At 68.6% G+C, this 334-nt stretch carries 1 protein-coding gene; it reads left to right on the top strand.

The genetic code is table 11. The annotated features are described in order from the left end of the window. The coding region (locus IG94_RS0138220) for an alpha-amylase family glycosyl hydrolase (RefSeq protein ID WP_031048886.1) at window positions 1–334 on the top strand (334 nt) is incomplete at both ends.

Raw genomic sequence — 334 nt, forward strand, 5'->3', positions numbered from 1 at the left:
CTCCCTCCCGGGCTCACCGATCCTCTACTACGGCGACGAGATCGGCATGGGCGACAACATCTGGCTCGGCGACCGCGACGCCGTCCGCACCCCCATGCAGTGGACACCCGACCGCAACGCCGGCTTCTCCACCTGCGACCCCGGACGCCTCTTCCTGCCCGCCATCATGGACCCCGTCCACGGCTACCAGGTCACCAACGTCGAAGCCGCCATGGCCTCACCCTCCTCCCTGCTGCACTGGACCCGACGCATGATCGAGATCCGCAAGCAGAACCCCGCCTTCGGCCTCGGCACCTACACCGAACTGCCCTCCTCCAACCCCGCCGTCCTCGCC

It is taken from the genome of Streptomyces olivaceus (assembly GCF_000721235.1).
Lineage (GTDB): Bacteria > Actinomycetota > Actinomycetes > Streptomycetales > Streptomycetaceae > Streptomyces > Streptomyces olivaceus.